Genomic DNA, 17,995 nt, shown 5'->3' on the forward strand with positions numbered 1-17,995 from the left:
GCCTTGCGGCAGCGGGGTCTTTGACTTTCACCAGGCCCTTCGGCGGACCGAAGGGCTGTTTCCCTCTTAATTACAGAGCGATGGTGTCGGAGGTGTTGTTGAACGAAGCGTTGGTCAGATCAACCAGGCCGGTCAGCTTGACGATGAAGTCTTGACCATCGACGAAGCCGGCGGTCGAGTCAGCACCTGCGTCCATTACAACGTAGGTGTTGCCAGCGAACTGGAACCAGGCAGCTACGCCAGCGCCTACCGATGCCGAGTTCACAGCCGCGTTAGCGTAATCCTGGAACACAGCGGTGTCGCCCTGGGTAACCTTCGAAGCCACGAAGCCCGAAGCGCCGGTGAACTTGATCAGGTCGCCAGCAGCGAAGTCGGTGATGGTTGCGTAGCTCGACGAGTTCAGCGATGCGGTAGCGATCACGAACAGGTCGTTGCCAGCGCCGCCGGTCAGGGTGTCCAGACCAGCATTGGCGATCAGGGTGTCATCGCCAGCGCCGCCCAGCAGAACGTCAGCGGTGGTGCCGGTAGCTGCGGTGAACACGTCGTTGCCAGCACCGCCTTTGAAGGTGGTGGCGGAAGTGGTGTTTACCGAGGTCACGGTCAGGCCGCCGGTGCCGGTCATGCCGGTGCCGTCGATGGTCGTCACTTTGGTGCTGCCGGTCAGGGTCAGGGTCACGTCAGCCGCGCCCGATACCGAAACGCTGGTCGCTTTGTCGGCGGTCAGGGTCAGGGTGTCGGTGTTTTTGGTCTGGGTGCCGGACTGGGTGTCAACCGTAGCGATCTTCACGGTCTCAACATTGGCTGCGGTTACCACACCATTGGTCAGGCCGGCGGTCGAGCTGGTGACGATGTTCAGCACGTCAGCGGTACCGGTAGCTGCATCCTTGATACCAACGATGTAGTCACCTGCGGCGCTGGTCAGGCCCAGGGTGCCGTTGTTAGCCAGGTTGTTCAGCGTCAGCGTGTCGTGGAAGCCAGCTTCCTGGTTGGTGCCCGAGACGGACACGTAGTTGGTGAAGCCCAGGTTAGCCAGGTCCAGCGTGGTGTTGACAACTGCACCGTCGGTCGCGCCAACAACGTTGCTGATCAGCAGGCGTTCGAAGTTGGTGTAGAAGGTCACTGGTGCGCCATCCAGGCCGTCAGCAACTACCGAGGTCATCGACAGGGTGTCGGTGCCAGCGCCGCCGGACAGGGTTGCGGTCGAACCGGTAACAGCCAGCGAGCCGAATACCAGGGTGTCATCGCCAGCGCCCAGGTCGATCGACTTGGTCAGTGCGGTGCCGGTCAGCAGGGTCACGGTGTCCACGCCTGCGCTACCAGCGTAGGTGGTGTTCACGCCGTTGATGGAAGCGGTGATCGCGCCGGTGGTGCCGGTAGCGGTGATCGATTCCAGGGCGCCGAAGGTCGCGCCGCCTACGTTCAGGCCAGCGGTTTCCGTTACAACGATGGATTTCACGTTGGTGAAGGTGCCAGCGCTGGTCAGGGTGCCGGTGCCGGATACGTTCAGCGCGGTGGTCGCTGCTGCGGTCAGGGCCACGGTGTTGTTGCCGGTGCTCTTCACGTTCAGGGTCAGCGGAGCGGCGGTGAAGGCCACGGTGCTGGTAGCGCCCATCGACGACAGATTCAGTGCCAGGGTGTCGGCGGTGTCGATGATGGTCAGGGTCGACGAAGCATCGCTGCCTGCCAGGTTCAGGGTGCTCAGAGCTGCGCCACCGGAGGACAGAGCGGAACCGGTTTTGTAGCCTTCGATGGTCAGGTTTTTCAGTACGCCCGATGCGTCAGCAACGGATACCAGACCAGCGGTTACACCCAGCTTGCCGCCGCTTGCGCCAGCATTGTGTGCGCTACCTTGGGTGGTGGTGACCACTGGAGCTGCCGACGAACCGCTGGTGTTGGTCAGCACTGGGGTCAGGTCGCCGCCCAGATTGCTGTTGGCGGTGGTGCTGGTGAAGACCACGGTGGAGCCGCTTACGGCGCCGCTGGTCCAGCCAGTTGCCACGTTGGTGAACACGCCCTTGGCGGCCGAAGCGCTACCTTGGGTGTCGCCAGCGGCGACCAGTGGACCTGCTGCGTATGCCGAGCCGTTTACCAGGCCGGAGAAGGCAGCTGCAACTTCAGCAGCGGTCATGTCGACGGTGGCGGTCAGGGTCAGGCCAGCAACCGTCAGCACGTCGCCGGCTTTCAGGATGCCGAAGGTTACGCTTGCGGTTTCGGTTACGCCGCCGGTTTTGAAGGTCGCATTGGCTACGGCCACGGTTGCATCTTGCTTGATAACAACGTCGGTGGTGCTGGCGTTGCCGTTGACAGCGATGTCGCCTTCGATCACGGTGATAGCGGCGGTATCAGCAGCAGCGGCGGTGATGCTTGCAGCAGCTTTCTGGATAACGCTGATCGAGGTGCCGCCGGTGACAGTAACGTTGCTCAGGGTTGCAGCGGAGTCAGCCGCATCGTAGGCTTTGCCCGAGACTTCAACAGCCACGGTGCCAGCAGCAGCAGCGGTGCCGCCGATGGTAACGGCGCTGGTGTTGTCCAGTACGTCGGTCAGCTTAACGGTAACGTTCTTGCCGCCGTTGATGGTGGTAGCTGCGCCAAAGGCCTTCACGGACTCGGTGATGTTGGTGGTGGTGCCGGCGGTTACAGCAACAGCGCCACCGGTTTTCAGAACGTTCACGTCCGTCACGCCGCTGATAGCGGAGGTGTTCAGGGTGATGGCTGCAGCCGATTCCAGTTCGAAGATTTCGATGTTGCTGATGTTGGCCAGGTTGGCGGTAACCAGTGCCTGTACCGAAGCGATCTTCAGGGTGTCGATGCCTGCGCCGCCGTTGATGTTGTCGATCACGCTCATGGTCGACAGTTCGGAACCAGCGGTGGTGTCGATCGAACCGACGAAGGTGTCAGCGCCTGCGCCGCCAGTGAACACGTCCAGACCTTTGGTCAGAACGAAGGACTTGGCAACGTAGTTAGCTGGCAGAGCAGCAGCAGCGGCGGTGTTGGTGGCAGCGGCAGCAACAGCGGCAGCGGCGGTAGCAGCAGCGGTGTTGGCGGCGGCCAGAGCAGCGATAGCAGCAGCGTCGTCGGTGGTCACGGTGGTGACGTCGGCAGCAGCTTTGTACTGAGCGGCCAGGGCAGCAGCAGCGTCAGCCGAAGCTTTGGCTTTAGCAGCAGCAGCAACTTCAACAGCAGCAGCAGCGATAGCTGCGTTTGCGGTTTCGATCGATACGGTTGCAGCGATTTTTGCTTTGGTGTCAGCAGCAGCGGTTGCCAGCGCAGCAGCGTCAGCAGCAGCGGTAGCGGCAGCAGCGCCGTAGGTGGTGGCCGACTGGGCTACGGTTACGGTAGCGGCAGCAGCGGTTGCGCTCTTGACAGCGGCAGCAGCTTCGGTAGCAACGGTAGCGGCAGCAGCGTCATCACCAACTTGGGTGGTTTTGCCAGCAGCAGCGCTGAAAGCAGCGGCAGCGGCAGCGGCAGCGGTTGCAGCGGCGGTTGCAGCGGAAGCGGCGCCAGCAGCAGCGGTGGTGGCGGTAGCGATGGCGGCGGCAGCGGTAGCGGCAGCGGTGTCATCGGCAACAGCAGCTTTAGCAGCGGTGTCAGCGGCGGTGAAGGCAGCAGCGGTGGTGGTCACAGCGGTTGCAGCTTTAGCAGCGGTGTCTTCAGCGATGATGACTTTGCCTTGAGCAGCAGCAACGGTTGCGCCGTCGCCGCCAGCGATGGCGGTTGCCAGGGCAGCTTTAGCGGTTACAACAGCTGCGTCAGCGGTGGTCTTGGCTACAACAGCTGCGTCAGCGGTTGCTTTAGCGGCGGTTGCGGTTGCGGTCAGCGCGGTTGCGTCGGTCAGGGCAGCTTTGTCAGCAGCGGTCTTAGCGGCAGCGGTTGCGGTGTCGATTTTTGCAGCAGCGGCAACAGCGGCAGCAGCTTTAGCGGTTGCGTCGGTGTTGGCGGCAACAGCGGTAGCTTGTGCAGCTTGCGAAGCGGCCAGCAGTGGGTCGGCAGCAGCAGCAACTTTGTTCAGGGTGGCGTCCAGAGCGGCTGGCGCGGTAGCGGCGGCCAGTTGTTCTGCGGTGGTGATGCCAGCCAGGAATACTTTAGCTGCGTTGTTAGCTTCGGTGCCATTGTAAGCAGCAACGCCGCCTTCTTTCAGCAGCAGAGCAGCGCTGAACGATTCAGCAGCAGCGACTTTCGATTCGAAGGCCACCATGTCGGTGCCTTGTGCGCCTTGCGAGATCTGGCGAACAGCAACGTCCAGGGACATGGTGCCGTTGTTGACCAGGTTCGCCCAGTACAGCAGGCCTGGGGTGTCGGCTGGGTGGCCGAACAGGTTCACGTAGATCGCGTCGATTTTTTGCGCGACGTTTTTGCCTGCGTAGATGGCGATCGCTTCTGGCGAGCCGGCGAACGACTTAGCCACCGCGTCCAGGGTTACTGCGCCAGCTTCTACGAGGCCTTCCCAGTACTGCAGACCGATCGGGTCAGCAGGACGGTTGAAGTAAGCGACATACAGCTTTTGCAGATCAGTTGCGTAGATACCCATTTAAAACTCCTAGGAAGGATTGATTGAAGTTAATTGCATGACTCGCGGTGGCCAAACAATCTAACGTACCGAATAATCTCAGAAGGTATTGCCCAAGCATGTGACAGCCATCACAAAAATAAGCAATATCCTCCGAAAGTTAACAAATAGATCAACAGAAAATTACACGGCGGCTCATTATCAGAGAAGATTGCGCCCAACGCAAGGATAGACGCGGTTTACCGGGTGCCACCCCGCTTTCATAGGAGAAGCGAGGCCTGCAGCGGGCTGCCGGCCCGGCGAAAAGGGCTCGCCTCAGCCACGAAATTTGACAAGTTGACCACATGTAAAAAAACGCCATACGGAAAGTCGTAAGCGAATGTAATATTTTTTCAGCGCCGGGCTTGCTGTTGTAATTGCGCATCGCGTACCGTGGTCGCGAAAAAAAACAGCCCGCAAGAAGCGGGCTGTTTTGGGCGGGCACGGGGACCGCAGGGCTTACTTGGCTGCGGCGGGCTGCACTGCCCAGCCCGTGGCGCCGTAAATGGTGCGGCCGGTCATGCGACGCTCGAACAGATAAGCCGCCGTGCCGCCCTTGTCCGCGCTCAACAGGCCGCTGACGGACATATTGTTAGGCTGGATATAGATAGCGTCGCCCACAAAGCGCCCGTCGCTGGCCACTTTGCCGGTCGATTGCATCAGCATCCGCTCGTCGCCGTTGACCAGGTCGAAATTGGTGGCAAAGGTACGCTTGTCAAAATTAAAACTCAGCGCGCCGTTTTCCAGCGTCGCCGCCAGCGTCGGCAAGGCGGTGTTGTCCGGATGGATGAAGGCCTGGCCCTGCTGCATGACAAAACTCACGTTGCCCCGCTCCGGCACCACATAGGCCGCGCCGTCGGTGCGCAACAGTGCAAAATCGGCATTCTTGGCGATCAGCTTGTTGCCCTTGTTCAGCTCGCCCGCCAGGTCGATCTGCTTTTCCTGGTCCAGCACAGTCTGCCAGCGCCCCCAGACGATCTGGCGCTCCTGCACCACGGGCGGAGTTACCACCGGCGGCTCGACCACCGGCGGCGTCACCACCGGCGGCGTCACGACCGGCGGTTCCACCACCACCGGCGGCGTCACCACCGGCGGGGTGACCACGGGTGGCGTGACCACCGGCACTTCGGTGGCCGGCGGGGTGATTTCCGTCACCGGCGGCACAATCACCGCAGGCGGCGGATCGTTCTTGGTGCCGGTGCCATTGGTGGCAATCTGCTGCTGCAGGCTGGCGCTTTTTTGCACGTCCAGATTGGGCTGCGGCGGCAGGCTCGCGCCGCTGGACGGACCGGCATGCTTGCCCGGCTCGTCCTGGCGCGGCGGCGCCACGGCGTCCGGCGCCAGGGTATTGGTTTCAGGCAACAGCTGTGGCGCGGCTTGGCCGCGGCGGATCTGCAGCAGATTGCCTTTTTGCGCGGCGAACAGGTCGCGCGTGGCCTGGCCTTCGCACGGGCCCAGGCCTTCAGGACTGCAGGCGCCGCCAAAACCGCTCAGCGCGATGCCACCGGAGTTGACGGTCACGCGCGTGGTGTCGTGATCGGTAAAGACGGTAAAGTCCGTGCCGCGCACGCCGATGGCGGCCACCGGCGTGTTGAAGCGGAAATTCTGGCGCGCCTTCTTGACCGCGTCGCCGGAGCGGCTGCGCGCCACCCCGTTCAGCAGTTCCAGCTTGATGCGGTTGTTGGAAGGCTGTTTCTCGTCTATATAATAGGCGACGATGCGGGCCTGGCTGGACGGGCGCAGGATGAACAGGCCGTTGTCCACCGTGGTGATATAGAGATAGCCGTCGGCGCCGGTGGTCAGCATATCGCCTTCCTGCACCGCGCCGTCCAGCACGGCAGGCTGCTGCGCCACCTGCGCGCTGCCCGTCACATAGACGATTTTGCCCGCGACTGCCGCGTAGGCGCCGTGGGAGAGTAGTGCAAGGCCGGCAGCGGCCACGAGATGACGTAACATGATATTCCCCTTTTCCATCTTATTATCCAGCACGGCACGTAAGCTGCCGTGATAGCCATCACATTCTCATGGAAAAGCCCGCTAACTGCGCGAAACGTTACACTTTGTAGCATCGGCCGCCCCACTCGCCTTTCCACAGGGCTAGGCGTTATACTAACGGATTGACCTTCACCCCACCGCAGCCCCTTTTGACATCTTCGACGACATCCTGGTCACGGCGCCTGCCCCCCTTGCCGGCCTGGCTGCCGCGCGCGCTGATAGCCGCTGCCGGACTCATGCTGGCGCTGGGCACGCAATGGCTGGCGCCGCCCGGCGCCTCGCTGTTCGCCGACGAGTGGCTGCGCGACCGCTATCTGCGCTGGCAAAGCACGGACACGCCCGAACCGCGCGTGCTGGTGGTCGACATCGACGAGGCCAGCATGGCCGAGCTGGGCCCGTGGCCCTGGCCGCGCGCGCGCCTGGCCGACCTGGTGGAAATCCTGCTGACCACCTACGGCGCGCGCGGCGTCGCGCTCGACATCGTGCTGCCCAATCCGGCCGACGCCGACGGCGACCTGCGTCTCGGCATGCTGGCCCGGCACGCGCGGCTGGTGCTGGCGCAGGCTTTCGACTATTCACAGAGCCGCCCGTATGCGCTGCGCGAAGGCCGGCTGAGCGGCGCCACCGCGCGCGCCGGCGACGCCACGGCGGCCACCGGCTATATCGCCAACCAGGCCGCCTGGGCCGGCGCGCCCAACGTCGGCAATATCGGCTTCATTCCGGACCCGGACGGCGCCCTGCGCCGCCTGCCCCTGCTCACCAGCTACCAGGGGGCGCGCTATCCCGCGCTGAGTTTGGCGCTGATCGACTGCTGCGGCGGCGGCCTGGCCACGCTGCCGCCCAGCCCGCAGCGCATCGCCTACAAGCGCGACTGGAGCGCCTACACCCTGGTGCAGGCCAGCGACGTGCTGGCCCAGCGCATCGAACCGGCCAGCGCGGCCGGCCGCCTAGTGCTGGTCGGTTCGTCCTCGCTGGGCCTGAGCGACCGTGTGGCCACGCCGCTGGCGGCCAACCGCCCCGGCCTGGGGGTGCAGGCCGCCATGCTGTCCACCCTGCTCGACCTGCAGCAAGGCACGGCGCCCGCGCCGTGGCCGGGACGCTGGATCGGCAGCCTGTATGGCGCGGCCTGCGTGCTGCTGGCGCTGTGGGCGCTGCCGCGCGTGCCGGCCGCGCTGGGCGTGGGCGTGCTCGCCGCGCTGAGCGCCGCCTGGCTGGCGCTGGCCTATGCCATGAGCCCGCACGACCCGTATTTCTCCACCACCGGCCCGCTGGCCTGCACCCTGTTCCTGCTGGCCGTGGCCGTGCCCTACCATTGGCAGCTCACGCAGCGCAAATCGCGCCACCTGCTCGACACGCTGCGCCAGTACGTGGCGCCGGAAGTGGTGACGGAGCTGCTGCGCAGCGACATCAAGGATCCGCTGGCGCCGGCCCAGCGCGAAGTGACCACGCTGATCGCCGACATGGAGGGCTACACCACCCACGTCGAGGCGCTGCCGGTGGCCGCCGCCGCCCAGCTCACGCGCGAATTCCTGGAATGCCTGACCGGCCCGGTCATGGCCCAGGGCGGCACGCTGGACAAATACACCGGCGATGGCCTGGTGGCGTTCTGGGGCGCGCCGCTGCCCAATCCCGACCACGCCGACCTGGCGCTGGACGCGGCGGCCGACATTGTGGAACGCGTGCGCCAGTACAACCGGCAGCGCGCGCGCAACGGCTTTGCGCCGCTGCGGGTGCGCATCGGCATCGACAGCGGCACCGCCTTCGCGGGCGACTTCGGCACCGGCTCGCGCAGCATCTATACCGCCGTGGGCGACAGCGTGAACACCGCCTCGCGCCTGGAGCAGGCCGCGCGCGACCTGCCGCACGACATCATCATCGGCGCCGGCACCGTGGCGCAGGCGCGCCGCCACCGCTTCCTGCTGCTGGGAGAACGCGTACTGCGCGGGAAAGAAAAAACCACCACCTTGTACACCCTTGAACCCGCCATGACCCAAGCCGCCCTGCCGGCCGCCGAGGAGCAGCCCGCATGAGGCGCCCGGCTTCCCCCTTGGCCGCGCTGGCGCTGCTGCTGGCCTGCGGCGCCAGCGCGGCGCAGCAGCAGGAGCAGCAGCAAGACCGGCCCGGCGCCGAATCCGCCGCGCCGGCCGCCACGTCCGCCACTGCGGCGGACACGCCGCCCATCCCGGCCCCGGCTCCGGAGCAACTGCCGCCGGTGCAGGCCGTGACCAAACAGCTGTACGAGGACGCGCTGCAATCCATCGCCGAGGGCCGCAAGCAGGACGCCAACCAGGCGCTGCGGCGCGTGATCGAGCAGGAGCCGCAGCATGCCGGCGCCTGGCTGGACCTGGCGCTGATCCAGTGCAGCCTGGGCCGCCCGGACGAGGCCGAGCGCATGTTCCGCACCATCGAGGAGCGCTTTGCGCCGCCGCCCGGCATCGTCGAGCTGATACGCGAAGCGCGCGCCGTCGGCTGCGAGCAGTGGACGCCGCTCAGCCAGTACAGCCTGTCCATCTCGCGCGGCATCGACCAGAACGTCAACCAGGGCTCGACCCGGGTGCTGAACCCGGAATACACGCTGTCGCCCGAGTTCCAGCCGCAGCACGACCAGTACACCATGCTGTCGGGCGACTATATGCGCGACCTGACGCCGAACGGCACCGTCGGCTTCGTCCAGTTCCAGCAGCGCCGCAACGACACCTTGCGCCAGTACGACAGCGGCGCCCTGTTCGCCGGCGCCGAAACGCTGTGGCGCTGGGACGGCTGGACCCTGCGCGGCACCGTGCTGGCCGGCCTGATCTCGCTGGGCGGCGAGTTCTACCAGCGCCAGTACCAGCTGCTGGCGCGCGTGGGCCCGCCGCTCAAGCTGCCCTACGGCTTCACCTTCCACCTGCAGGGCAGCGTGGGGCGCAACAGCTATGTGACGCTGGACACCTTCGACGCCAACACCGGCGAGCTGCGCGCCCAGTTCAGCCGGCGCAAGAACGACAGCGTGGTCAGCGCCAGCATCGGCGTGGCCACCGACCGCGCCACCGGCGCGCGCCCCGGCGGCGACCGCCACGGCGCCAACGCCGCGCTGAGCTGGCAGCGCAAATACGGCACCGGCCTGACCGCCGAAGTGGGCTACACGCTGCAGCACTGGCGCGGCAGCGAGCCCTATGCGCCGCCCGTGGTCGACCAGGTGCGCGAGCAGGACACGCACACGCTGCGCGCCGCCCTCACCTATCCGGTCGCGCGCCAGCAAAACCTGATCCTGGAAGTGCGGCAGGTCATCAACAGGGAAAATATTCCCATCTTTCAGTACAATAACCGCCAATTGCAATTGAGCTGGCAGTGGCAGGGTCTGTGAATGGTTCACCGGCGCGCGCGCAGCGCGTAGTGAAACGGATAAGCGCATGATGTGGGAAATGGCGGTTTTTATCGGCTTCAGCCTGGCCCTGGTGGCAGGCTGCCTGGTGCCCAACCAGTGGCTGCCGTCGCGCTTGCCGAACGACAAGCTGATGCATTTCGGCGCCTTTGCCGGGCTGGCCCTGCTGGCCATGCGCATCGCGCCGGCCGCCAGCGCCGCGCTGTGGCTGGCCGGCCTGCTGCTGGCCGGCTGGCTGATCGAATGCCTGCAGCAGCTGGTGCCGGGACGCGGCTTCTCCTGGCGCGACATGGCCGCCAACGCGGCCGGCGTGGCGGCGGGGGCCTTGTGCGCAGCGGCACTCGCCTCCATCTGAGCTAGAATGACGCTGTCACCCACTGAACGAAACGCATGAATACCACCATCCAGCCAGCCAGCCCGCCGCCGCCCGACACCGGTACGGAAGCGTCGCCGGCCGAGCGCCAGGTTCAGGTCCACCTGCGCAAGATACCGCTGCTGGCCAACCTGACCGACGAGGAAATCCTGCGCGTCAAGGGCGATCTGCGCTTCCGCCAGTATGCCAAGCGCGACGTGGTGCTGCACAAGGGCGGCCACGGTGACGGGCTGCTGTTCTTGCTGTCGGGTCAGCTGCAAGTGGTCGACATTACCGAGGACGGCCGCGCCATCGGCCTGCGCATGCTGGCGCCCGGCGACTTCTTCGGCGAAATCGCCCTGATCAACAACACCACGCGCTCGGCCTCGGTGGTGGCCATGACGGACGTGCTGGTCGCCTTCCTGCCCGCCGCCACCGCCATGCACCTGTTTTCGCATTCGCCCACGGTGGCGCGCCAGATGCTGCAGCACCTGGCGCAGAAAATCCAGCGCGACTCCGAATTCCGCGCCCTGCTCAGCATCAACAACACGGCCAAGCGCATCTACACCTACCTGGTGCTGATGCAGAAAAACAAGCCGGACGGCACAGTGGTGGAAAACCTGCCCACCCACCAGGATATTGCCAATATGATCAACACCAGCCGCGAGACCGTCACCCGGGCGCTGCTCACGCTGGTGCAGCAGGGCATCGTCCAGAAGGAACCGCACCGGCTGGTGATCAAAAACCCCGAGGCGCTGCAAAAGCTGGTGCAGAGCTAGCTCCTTTCTTTGTGACAACGTGTTACAACTGTAGCAAGGGGCGTGGGACGGTAGGCTATAATGCCGCTCTTGACCAATCCCCGCCGTCCTGCCGTCCGCGCAGCGCGGCCCAATTCACGATGATGCTAATTATTGCCCGTCCCGGCCGGAGGGCGGCATGAGTTTGATGTTGCGCGCCCTGTGGTCCTACCGCGGCTTTGTGCTGGGCAGTGTCCGGCGCGAGTTCCAGTCCAAATACCGCAACACCATGCTGGGCGCGGCCTGGACCGTGCTGAGCCCGCTGGCCATGATACTGGTGTACACGCTGATCTTCTCGCAAGTGATGCAGAGCAAGCTGCCGGGCAACAGCACCGAGTACGGCTACAGCATCTACCTGTGCGCCGGCGTGCTGGCCTGGGGCCTGTTCTCGGAAATCGTCACGCGCGCCCAGAACATGTTCCTCGAGCAGGCCAACCTGCTCAAGAAGATCAGCTTCCCGCGCACCAGCCTGCCCGTCATCGTGGTGCTCAACGCGCTGGTCAACTTCGGCATCATCTTCGGCCTGTTTACCGCCTTCCTGCTGCTGTCGGGCCAGTTCCCGGGCGCCGTCTTCCTGCTGCTGATACCGGTGCTGGCGCTGCTGGTGATGCTGGCCATCGGCCTGGGCCTGGTGCTGGGCGTGCTCAATGTGTTCTTCCGCGACGTGGGCCAGTTCTTCACCATCTTTATCCAGTTCTGGTTCTGGTTCACGCCCATCGTCTACCCGGCCAGCATTTTGCCGGCCGAGGTGCGCGGCCTGCTGGCCTGGAACCCGATGGCGGCCGTGATCCAGGCCTGCCAGACCATCCTGGTGGCGGGCCAGGCGCCGGACTGGGCCAGCATGCTGCCGGCGCTGGCGCTGGCGCTGGCGCTGTGCCTGCTCGGCATGAAATTGTTCCGCAAGCGCGCGGGTGAAATGGTGGATGAACTCTGATGGGCTCGATAACAGTCAGCAACCTGGGCAAGGCCTACAAACAATATCCCACGCGCTGGTCGCGCCTGGGCGAATGGCTGTTGCCCTTCCGCGGCGCGCGCCACAAGCTCAAGTGGATTTTGCAGGACATTAATTTCCACGTCGCGCCCGGCGAGGCCGTGGGCCTGATCGGCATCAACGGCGCCGGCAAGAGCACGCTGCTCAAGCTGATCACCGGCACCACCCAGCCCACCACGGGCGGCGTGGCCATGCAGGGCCGCGTGGCCGCGCTGCTGGAGCTGGGCATGGGCTTCCATCCCGACTTCACCGGCCGCCAGAACGTCTACATGGCCGGCCAGCTGATCGGCATGACGGTGGCCGAGATCACGGCGCTGATGCCCGACATCGAGGCCTTCGCCGAGATCGGCGACTATATGGACCAGCCGGTGCGGGTGTACTCCAGCGGCATGCAGATGCGCGTGGCCTTTTCCGTGGCCACCGCGCGCCGGCCCGACATCCTCATCGTCGACGAGGCGCTGTCGGTGGGCGACACCTATTTCCAGCACAAGAGCTTCGAGCGCATCCGCGCATACCGCCGCCAGGGCACCACGCTGCTGCTGGTGTCGCACGACAAGCAGGCCATCCAGTCGGTGTGCGACCGCGCCATCCTGCTCGACGCCGGCCGCCTGGCGCGCAGCGGGCCGCCGGAGGAAATCATGGATTACTACAACGCCATGATCGCCGAGCGCGAGAACCAGAAGCTGGAAGTGAAAACCCTGGACAGCGGCAAGGTGCAGATCATTTCCGGCAGCGGCGAGGCGAGCGTGGCGCAGATCGCGCTGCTCGACGAGCACGGCGCGCCGGTCGAGGTGGTGGACGTGGGCGCGGCGGTGACGCTGGAGGTCACGGTGCAGGCGCACGCGCCGATCCCGCGCATGGTGCTGGGCTATATGATCAAGGACCGGCTCGGGCAGGCCATGTACGGCACCAATACCCACCTGAAGGAGATGCCGCTGGCCGCCGTGGCCGCCGGCAGCCTGGTGCGCTACCGCTTCGCCTTCCCGATGAACCTCGGCCCCGGCACCTATTCGGTGTCGACCGCCATCGTCAGCACCGACACCCACCTGGTCAACAACTACGAGTGGCGCGACCTGGCGCTGGTGTTTACCGTGATCAATATGCGCCGCCCGCACTTCGAGGGCACGGCCTTTATCGACCCCACTATCGAGATCGTCCAATTATGAGTTTCGTCAGCTACGCGCAAAACTGCGAGGACGTGCTGCTGTGGCGCGCCCTGGGCCATGTGCGCAACGGGTTTTATATCGACGTCGGCGCCAACGATCCGGTGCTGCACTCGGTGAGCAAGGCGTTTTACGACAGCGGCTGGAGCGGCATCAATATCGAGCCGATGCCGTCCTACCACGCCCAGTTCCAGGCCCAGCGCCCGCGCGACCTGAACCTGGCCGTGGCCTGCGGCGCGCGCGACGGCGAGATCACGCTGTATGAAGTGCCGGACATGAACGGCTGGGCCTCCACCGACGCGGCCGTGGCCGACGGCCACCGCGCCGACGGCTATGCGCTGCAGGAAGTGACGGTGCCGCTGCGCACGCTCAACGACATCTGCGCCGCCCATGTGCAGGGCCCGATCCACTTCCTGAAGATCGACGTCGAGGGCGCCGAGGGCGAGGTGCTGCGCGGCCTGGACCTGCAGCGCTGGCGGCCGTGGATACTGGTGATCGAAGCGACCCTGCCCGGCCAGCGCGACAGCGCGCACCAGGCCTGGGAAGCGCTGGTGACGGCGCACGACTACCAATTCGCCTGGTTCGACGGCCTGAACCGCTACTACACGGCCGGCGAGCACGCCGCGCTGCGCGAGGTGCTGGCGCTGCAGCCGAATGTCTTTGACGACTTCATCAGCCACCACCTGGCGCACGCCTGGCAAGCCAAGGCAACCCTCGCCGGCCAGCTGCAGGATGCGCTGGAGCAGGCCGCCGCCGCCCAGGGCCGCGCCGCCGACGCGCAGGCCGAGCGCACGGCCCTGGCCGAACAGGCCCTGCACGACGGCCGCGAAGCCAACCGCCAGGTCAGCCAGGCGCTGGCCGGCGCGGCAGCGGCCCAGCAGCGCCTGCAGGAGACGCTGGCGGTGCAGGCCGAGCAGGTGCGGCAGCTGGCCGCCTGCGAAGCGCAGCTGATACTGCGCGACGGCGACCTGGCGCGCCGCGCCGAGCAGGTCGCCGCGCTGCAGGACGGACTGGCCGCGCTGCAGGACCAGCTGGTGCAGCGCGAAACGGCGCTGCAGGACGAACTGGCGCGGCGCGAAACGGCGCTGCGGGACGAACTGGCGCGGCGCGAAGCGCAGCTGCAGGGCGCGCTGGGCGAGCTGCAGGCGGCGCTGGCGCACAGCGAGCACGCGCGCCACCAGGCCGGCGCCTGGGGCAGCGACATGCAGCAGCGCCTGCTGGCCATGGAACACAGCCGCTGGTGGCGCCTGCGCGGCAGCCTGCTCGGCGTGGGTCGCGCGCCGCAGGCGCTGCTGGCGCGCAGCCGCGACGGCGCCCTGCGCCTGGTGCGCCGCCTGGGCCGCAGCGAAAGCGCGCGCCGCCTGCTGATCCCGCTGCAGCGGCGCTTCCCCGGCCTGGCCCATCGCGTCCTCAGCAGCCTGCGTCCGCCGGCCGCGGACAGCGCCGCGCCGGCCGCGGCCGCCGCGCTGCCCGACAGCGGCGCCGCCGCCGAGTGCGCCGCCGCGCCGGAGGCCAGCCGCTGGGCCATTCCGCTGGGCCACGAAGCGGAGCCGGTGCGCGCCGTGTACGGCGAGCTGCTGCGCGCCATCCATTCCCCCACTACCTGAACACCATGCGCCTAGTAATCGACCTGCAGGCCTGCCAGCACGGCAGCAATCACGACGCCGCGCTGGACCAGGCGCTGCGCCTGGCGCGCAGCGCCGGGCCGCACCAAGTATGGATCGCCCTGGACGGCGGCCAGCCCGAACGCATCGAGTGGCTGCGCGCCGCCTTTGACGGCGTGCTGCCGCCGGAGCGCGTGCGCAGCTACCTGCTGCCGGCGCCGGCCGACGGCGGCGACGCCGCCTGGCGCAGCCGCGCCGCCGAACTGGTGCGCGACAATTTCCTGCTCGGCCTGGCGCCGGACCTGGTCTACGCGCCCGCCCTGTTCGACGGCACCGCGCAAGCGCTGTGCGCGGCGCGCCCGCACCCGCAGCTGCCGACCGCCTTCAGCCTGGCGCGCGGCACGGTGCTCGACGCCCCCGCCAGCGAGGCGCCGGAAGTGCTGGAGGCCTGGCAGCGCAGCCAGTCCAGCTTGCGCTCGGCCGCCCTGCTGCTGGCCGCCAACGCCGAACTGGCGGCCCGCATCGAGCGCGCCGTCGAGCCCGAGCAGGTGGCCGTGGCCGGCGCCGACAGCGCGCCCGAAGCGCTGTGGGCGCTGTTCAGCGCGGCCGCCGCCCGGCACGCGGGCGCGGCGCCGGCGCCGCGCCGCCCGCGCCTGGCCTACCTGTCGCCCCTGCCGCCGGAGCAATCCGGCATAGCCGACTACAGCGCCGACGTGCTGCCGGCGCTGGCGCGCTACTACGACATCGAGATCGTGGCCGAACAGGGCGCCATCGGCGCGCCCCACATCGCCGCCAATTTCCCGCTGCGCAGCCCGGCCTGGTTCGACGCCCACGCGCAGCAGTTCGACCGCATCGTCTACCACTTCGGCAACAACCCGATGCACGGCTATATGTTCGCCATGCTGCAGCGCCATCCCGGCGTGGTGATACTGCACGACTTCTACCTGTCCGGCGTGGTGGACTGGCTGGACCACAGCGGCGGCCAGCCCGGCCTGTTCCCGCGCGCCCTGTACCAGGCGCACGGCTACGGCGCGCTCGACGCGCTGCAGCGCGACCGCACCGCCGCCATCTGGGACCATCCGGCCAACGCCGCCGTGCTGGCGCAGGCGGCCGGCGTGATCGTCCATTCCGACTACGCGCGCGCGCTGGCCAGCCAGTGGTACGGCCCGGACGCCGCGCAGGACTGGCAGGTGGTGACGCTGCCGCGCCGGCCGCTGGACCGGGTGGCCGGCGACGGCCGGCGCGCCGCCGCGCGCGCCGCGCTCGGCCTGGCCGAGGACGACTTCCTGGTGTGCAGCTTCGGCATGCTGGGCGCGACCAAGCTGAACGCCGAACTGGTGGACGCCTTCCTGGCCTCGCCGCTGGGGCGCGACCCGCGCTGCAAGCTGGTGTTCGTGGGCCAGGCCGCGGCGCAGGGCTACGGCCAGCAGGTGCGCGAGCGCATCGCCGCCAGCGGCGCGGCCGCGCGCATCCTGATCACCGGCTTCGTGCCGCCCGAGACCTATGCCGACTACGGCGCGGCCGCCGACATCGCGGTGCAGCTGCGCAGCATGACGCGCGGCGAAACCTCGGCCGCCATCCTGGACTGCCTGCTGTACGGCGCGGCCACCATCATCAACGCCCATGGCGCGGCCGCCGACATCGGCGACGACGTCCTGCTCAAGCTGCCGGACGCCTTCACGGTCGAGCAGCTGGCCGACGCGCTGCAGCGCCTGCACGGCGACGCCGCGCTGCGCGCCCGCCTGGGCGCGGCGGCCGAGCAGCTGGTGCGCAGCGCGCACGCGCCGGCGGCGGCCGCGCGCGGCTACCACGCCGCCATCGAACAGTTCGCCGCGCGCCACCCGCGCCGCCACTACCAGGAGCTGCTGGCCGGGCTGGCGCGCCTGCCGCACGCGGCGGCCGCGCAGCCGGGCGAGCTGCTGGCGGCGGCGCGCGCCATCGCCTGGAACCAGCCGCCGCGCGGCCTGCGCCAGTTGTTCGTCGACATTTCCGCGCTGGTCGAATCGGATCTGCGCACCGGCATCCAGCGCGTGGTGCGCAGCGTGCTCAAGGCGCTGATCGACGCGCCGCCGCCCGGCTGGCGCGTCGAGCCGGTGTACGGCGACGGCGGCAACCGCCCCTACCGCTATGCGCGCCGCTACATGCTGCAGCAGCTGGGCCTGGCCGATCCCGGCCTGGAGGACGCGCCGCTGGCGATGCGCCCGGACGACGTCTTCCTCGGCCTGGATCTGTACACCAACGGCACCGCGCAGAACCGGGCGCAGCTCATGGCCATGCGCCAGCAGGGCGTGGCGGTGCATTTCGTGGTGTACGACGTGCTGCCCATGCTGCGCCCGGACTGGTTCCCCTTCGGCACCCAGGACTACTTCGGCGACTACCTCGACACGCTGTCCGAGGTGGCCAACGGGGTCGTGTGCATCTCGCGCGCGGTGGCCGACGAGCTCACCGGCTGGATGGCCGAGCGCCCGTGGCGGCGCCAGTCGCCGCTCAAGCTGGGCTATTTCCACCTGGGCGCCGACATCGACGCGAGCAAGCCGAGCTTCGGCCTGAGCGAGAACGCCGAGCAGGTGTTCGCGGCGGTGGCCGCCCGTCCCTCGCTGCTGATGGTGGGCACGCTGGAGCCGCGCAAGGGCCATGCCCAGGCCCTGGCCGCGTTCGACCTGCTGTGGCAGCAAGGGGTGGACGCCAACCTGGTCATCGTCGGCAAGGAGGGCTGGATGGTGGAGCAGCTGGCCAAGCGCCTGCGCAGCCATCCGGAGCGCGAACAGCGCCTGTTCTGGCTGGCCGGCGTCTCCGACGAAATGCTGCTCAAGCTGTACCAGAGCTGCAGCGGCCTGCTGGCCGCCTCCGAGGGCGAAGGCTTCGGCCTGCCGCTGATCGAAGCGGCCCAGCACGGCATCCCCATCCTGGCGCGCGACATCCCGGTATTCCGCGAAGTGACCGGCGCGCACGCCCATTATTTCCGGGCCGCCGACGCGGCCCAGCTGGGCGCGGCGCTGACCGAGTGGCTGGCCCTGCTGGCCGACGGCAAGGCGCCGGGCTCGGACGGCATGCCCTGGCTGAAATGGCAGCAGAGCGCGCAGCAATTGGTGGACGTGGTGGTGGGGCAGCGCTGGTACCGCAGCCTGACGCAAGACCAGCGCGCCGCGCCGCCCAAACCAGAAGTCCATGAGTAATCAAAGT

The 17,995-nt window shown here is 67.3% G+C and carries 10 protein-coding genes; 8 read left to right on the forward strand and 2 right to left on the reverse strand.

What is annotated here, in order from left to right:
• Window positions 1-70: 70 nt before the first annotated feature.
• Window positions 71-4,528 carry a DUF4214 domain-containing protein gene (locus tag KT882_RS26780; RefSeq protein ID WP_228893747.1) on the reverse strand — a complete coding sequence of 1,486 codons (4,458 nt, stop codon included), beginning with the start codon at window positions 4,526-4,528 and terminating at the stop codon, window positions 71-73.
• Between the two features lie 477 nt (window positions 4,529-5,005).
• Window positions 5,006-6,502, reverse strand: a complete 1,497-nt coding sequence (locus tag KT882_RS26785; protein WP_228893748.1) for a FecR family protein — start codon at window positions 6,500-6,502, stop codon at window positions 5,006-5,008.
• A 188-nt stretch (window positions 6,503-6,690) separates the two neighbouring features.
• Between KT882_RS26785 and KT882_RS26790 the strand changes: the two genes are divergently transcribed.
• The 8 genes from KT882_RS26790 to KT882_RS26825 all read left to right on the forward strand — a co-directional run bounded on the left by KT882_RS26790 (window position 6,691) and on the right by KT882_RS26825 (window position 17,988).
• Entirely contained in the window at window positions 6,691-8,571 is a 1,881-nt protein-coding gene (locus KT882_RS26790; RefSeq protein WP_228893749.1) for a CHASE2 domain-containing protein, read from the forward strand.
• Window positions 8,568-9,887: a tetratricopeptide repeat protein gene (locus KT882_RS26795; RefSeq protein ID WP_161074045.1), complete on the forward strand. Its 1,320-nt coding sequence runs from the start codon at window positions 8,568-8,570 to the stop codon at window positions 9,885-9,887. Before KT882_RS26790 ends, KT882_RS26795 begins: the two co-directional genes overlap by 4 nt.
• A 46-nt stretch (window positions 9,888-9,933) precedes the next feature.
• Window positions 9,934-10,260, forward strand: a complete 327-nt coding sequence (locus KT882_RS26800) for a VanZ family protein (protein ID WP_228893750.1) — start codon at window positions 9,934-9,936, stop codon at window positions 10,258-10,260.
• Between the two features lie 35 nt (window positions 10,261-10,295).
• The gene (locus KT882_RS26805; RefSeq protein ID WP_228893751.1) at window positions 10,296-11,036 is read left to right on the forward strand and encodes a Crp/Fnr family transcriptional regulator; all 741 of its coding nucleotides are present in this window, start codon (window positions 10,296-10,298) and stop codon (window positions 11,034-11,036) included.
• A gap of 157 nt (window positions 11,037-11,193) precedes the next feature.
• Window positions 11,194-11,988, forward strand: a complete 795-nt coding sequence (locus KT882_RS26810; protein ID WP_161074042.1) for an ABC transporter permease — start codon at window positions 11,194-11,196, stop codon at window positions 11,986-11,988.
• Window positions 11,988-13,211 carry an ABC transporter ATP-binding protein gene (locus tag KT882_RS26815; RefSeq protein WP_161074041.1) on the forward strand — a complete coding sequence of 408 codons (1,224 nt, stop codon included), beginning with the start codon at window positions 11,988-11,990 and terminating at the stop codon, window positions 13,209-13,211. The genes KT882_RS26810 and KT882_RS26815 overlap by 1 nt, the downstream gene beginning before the upstream one ends.
• Window positions 13,208-14,815 carry an FkbM family methyltransferase gene (locus KT882_RS26820; protein WP_228893752.1) on the forward strand — a complete coding sequence of 536 codons (1,608 nt, stop codon included), beginning with the start codon at window positions 13,208-13,210 and terminating at the stop codon, window positions 14,813-14,815. The genes KT882_RS26815 and KT882_RS26820 overlap by 4 nt, the downstream gene beginning before the upstream one ends.
• Before the next feature lie 5 nt (window positions 14,816-14,820).
• Window positions 14,821-17,988, forward strand: coding sequence for a glycosyltransferase (locus tag KT882_RS26825; protein WP_228893753.1), 3,168 nt, complete (start codon window positions 14,821-14,823; stop codon window positions 17,986-17,988).
• The last annotated feature ends 7 nt before the right edge of the window (window positions 17,989-17,995 follow it).

This window comes from Pseudoduganella aquatica, from assembly GCF_020865585.1.
In the GTDB taxonomy this organism is placed as follows: Bacteria; Pseudomonadota; Gammaproteobacteria; order Burkholderiales; family Burkholderiaceae_D; genus Rugamonas; species Rugamonas aquatica_A.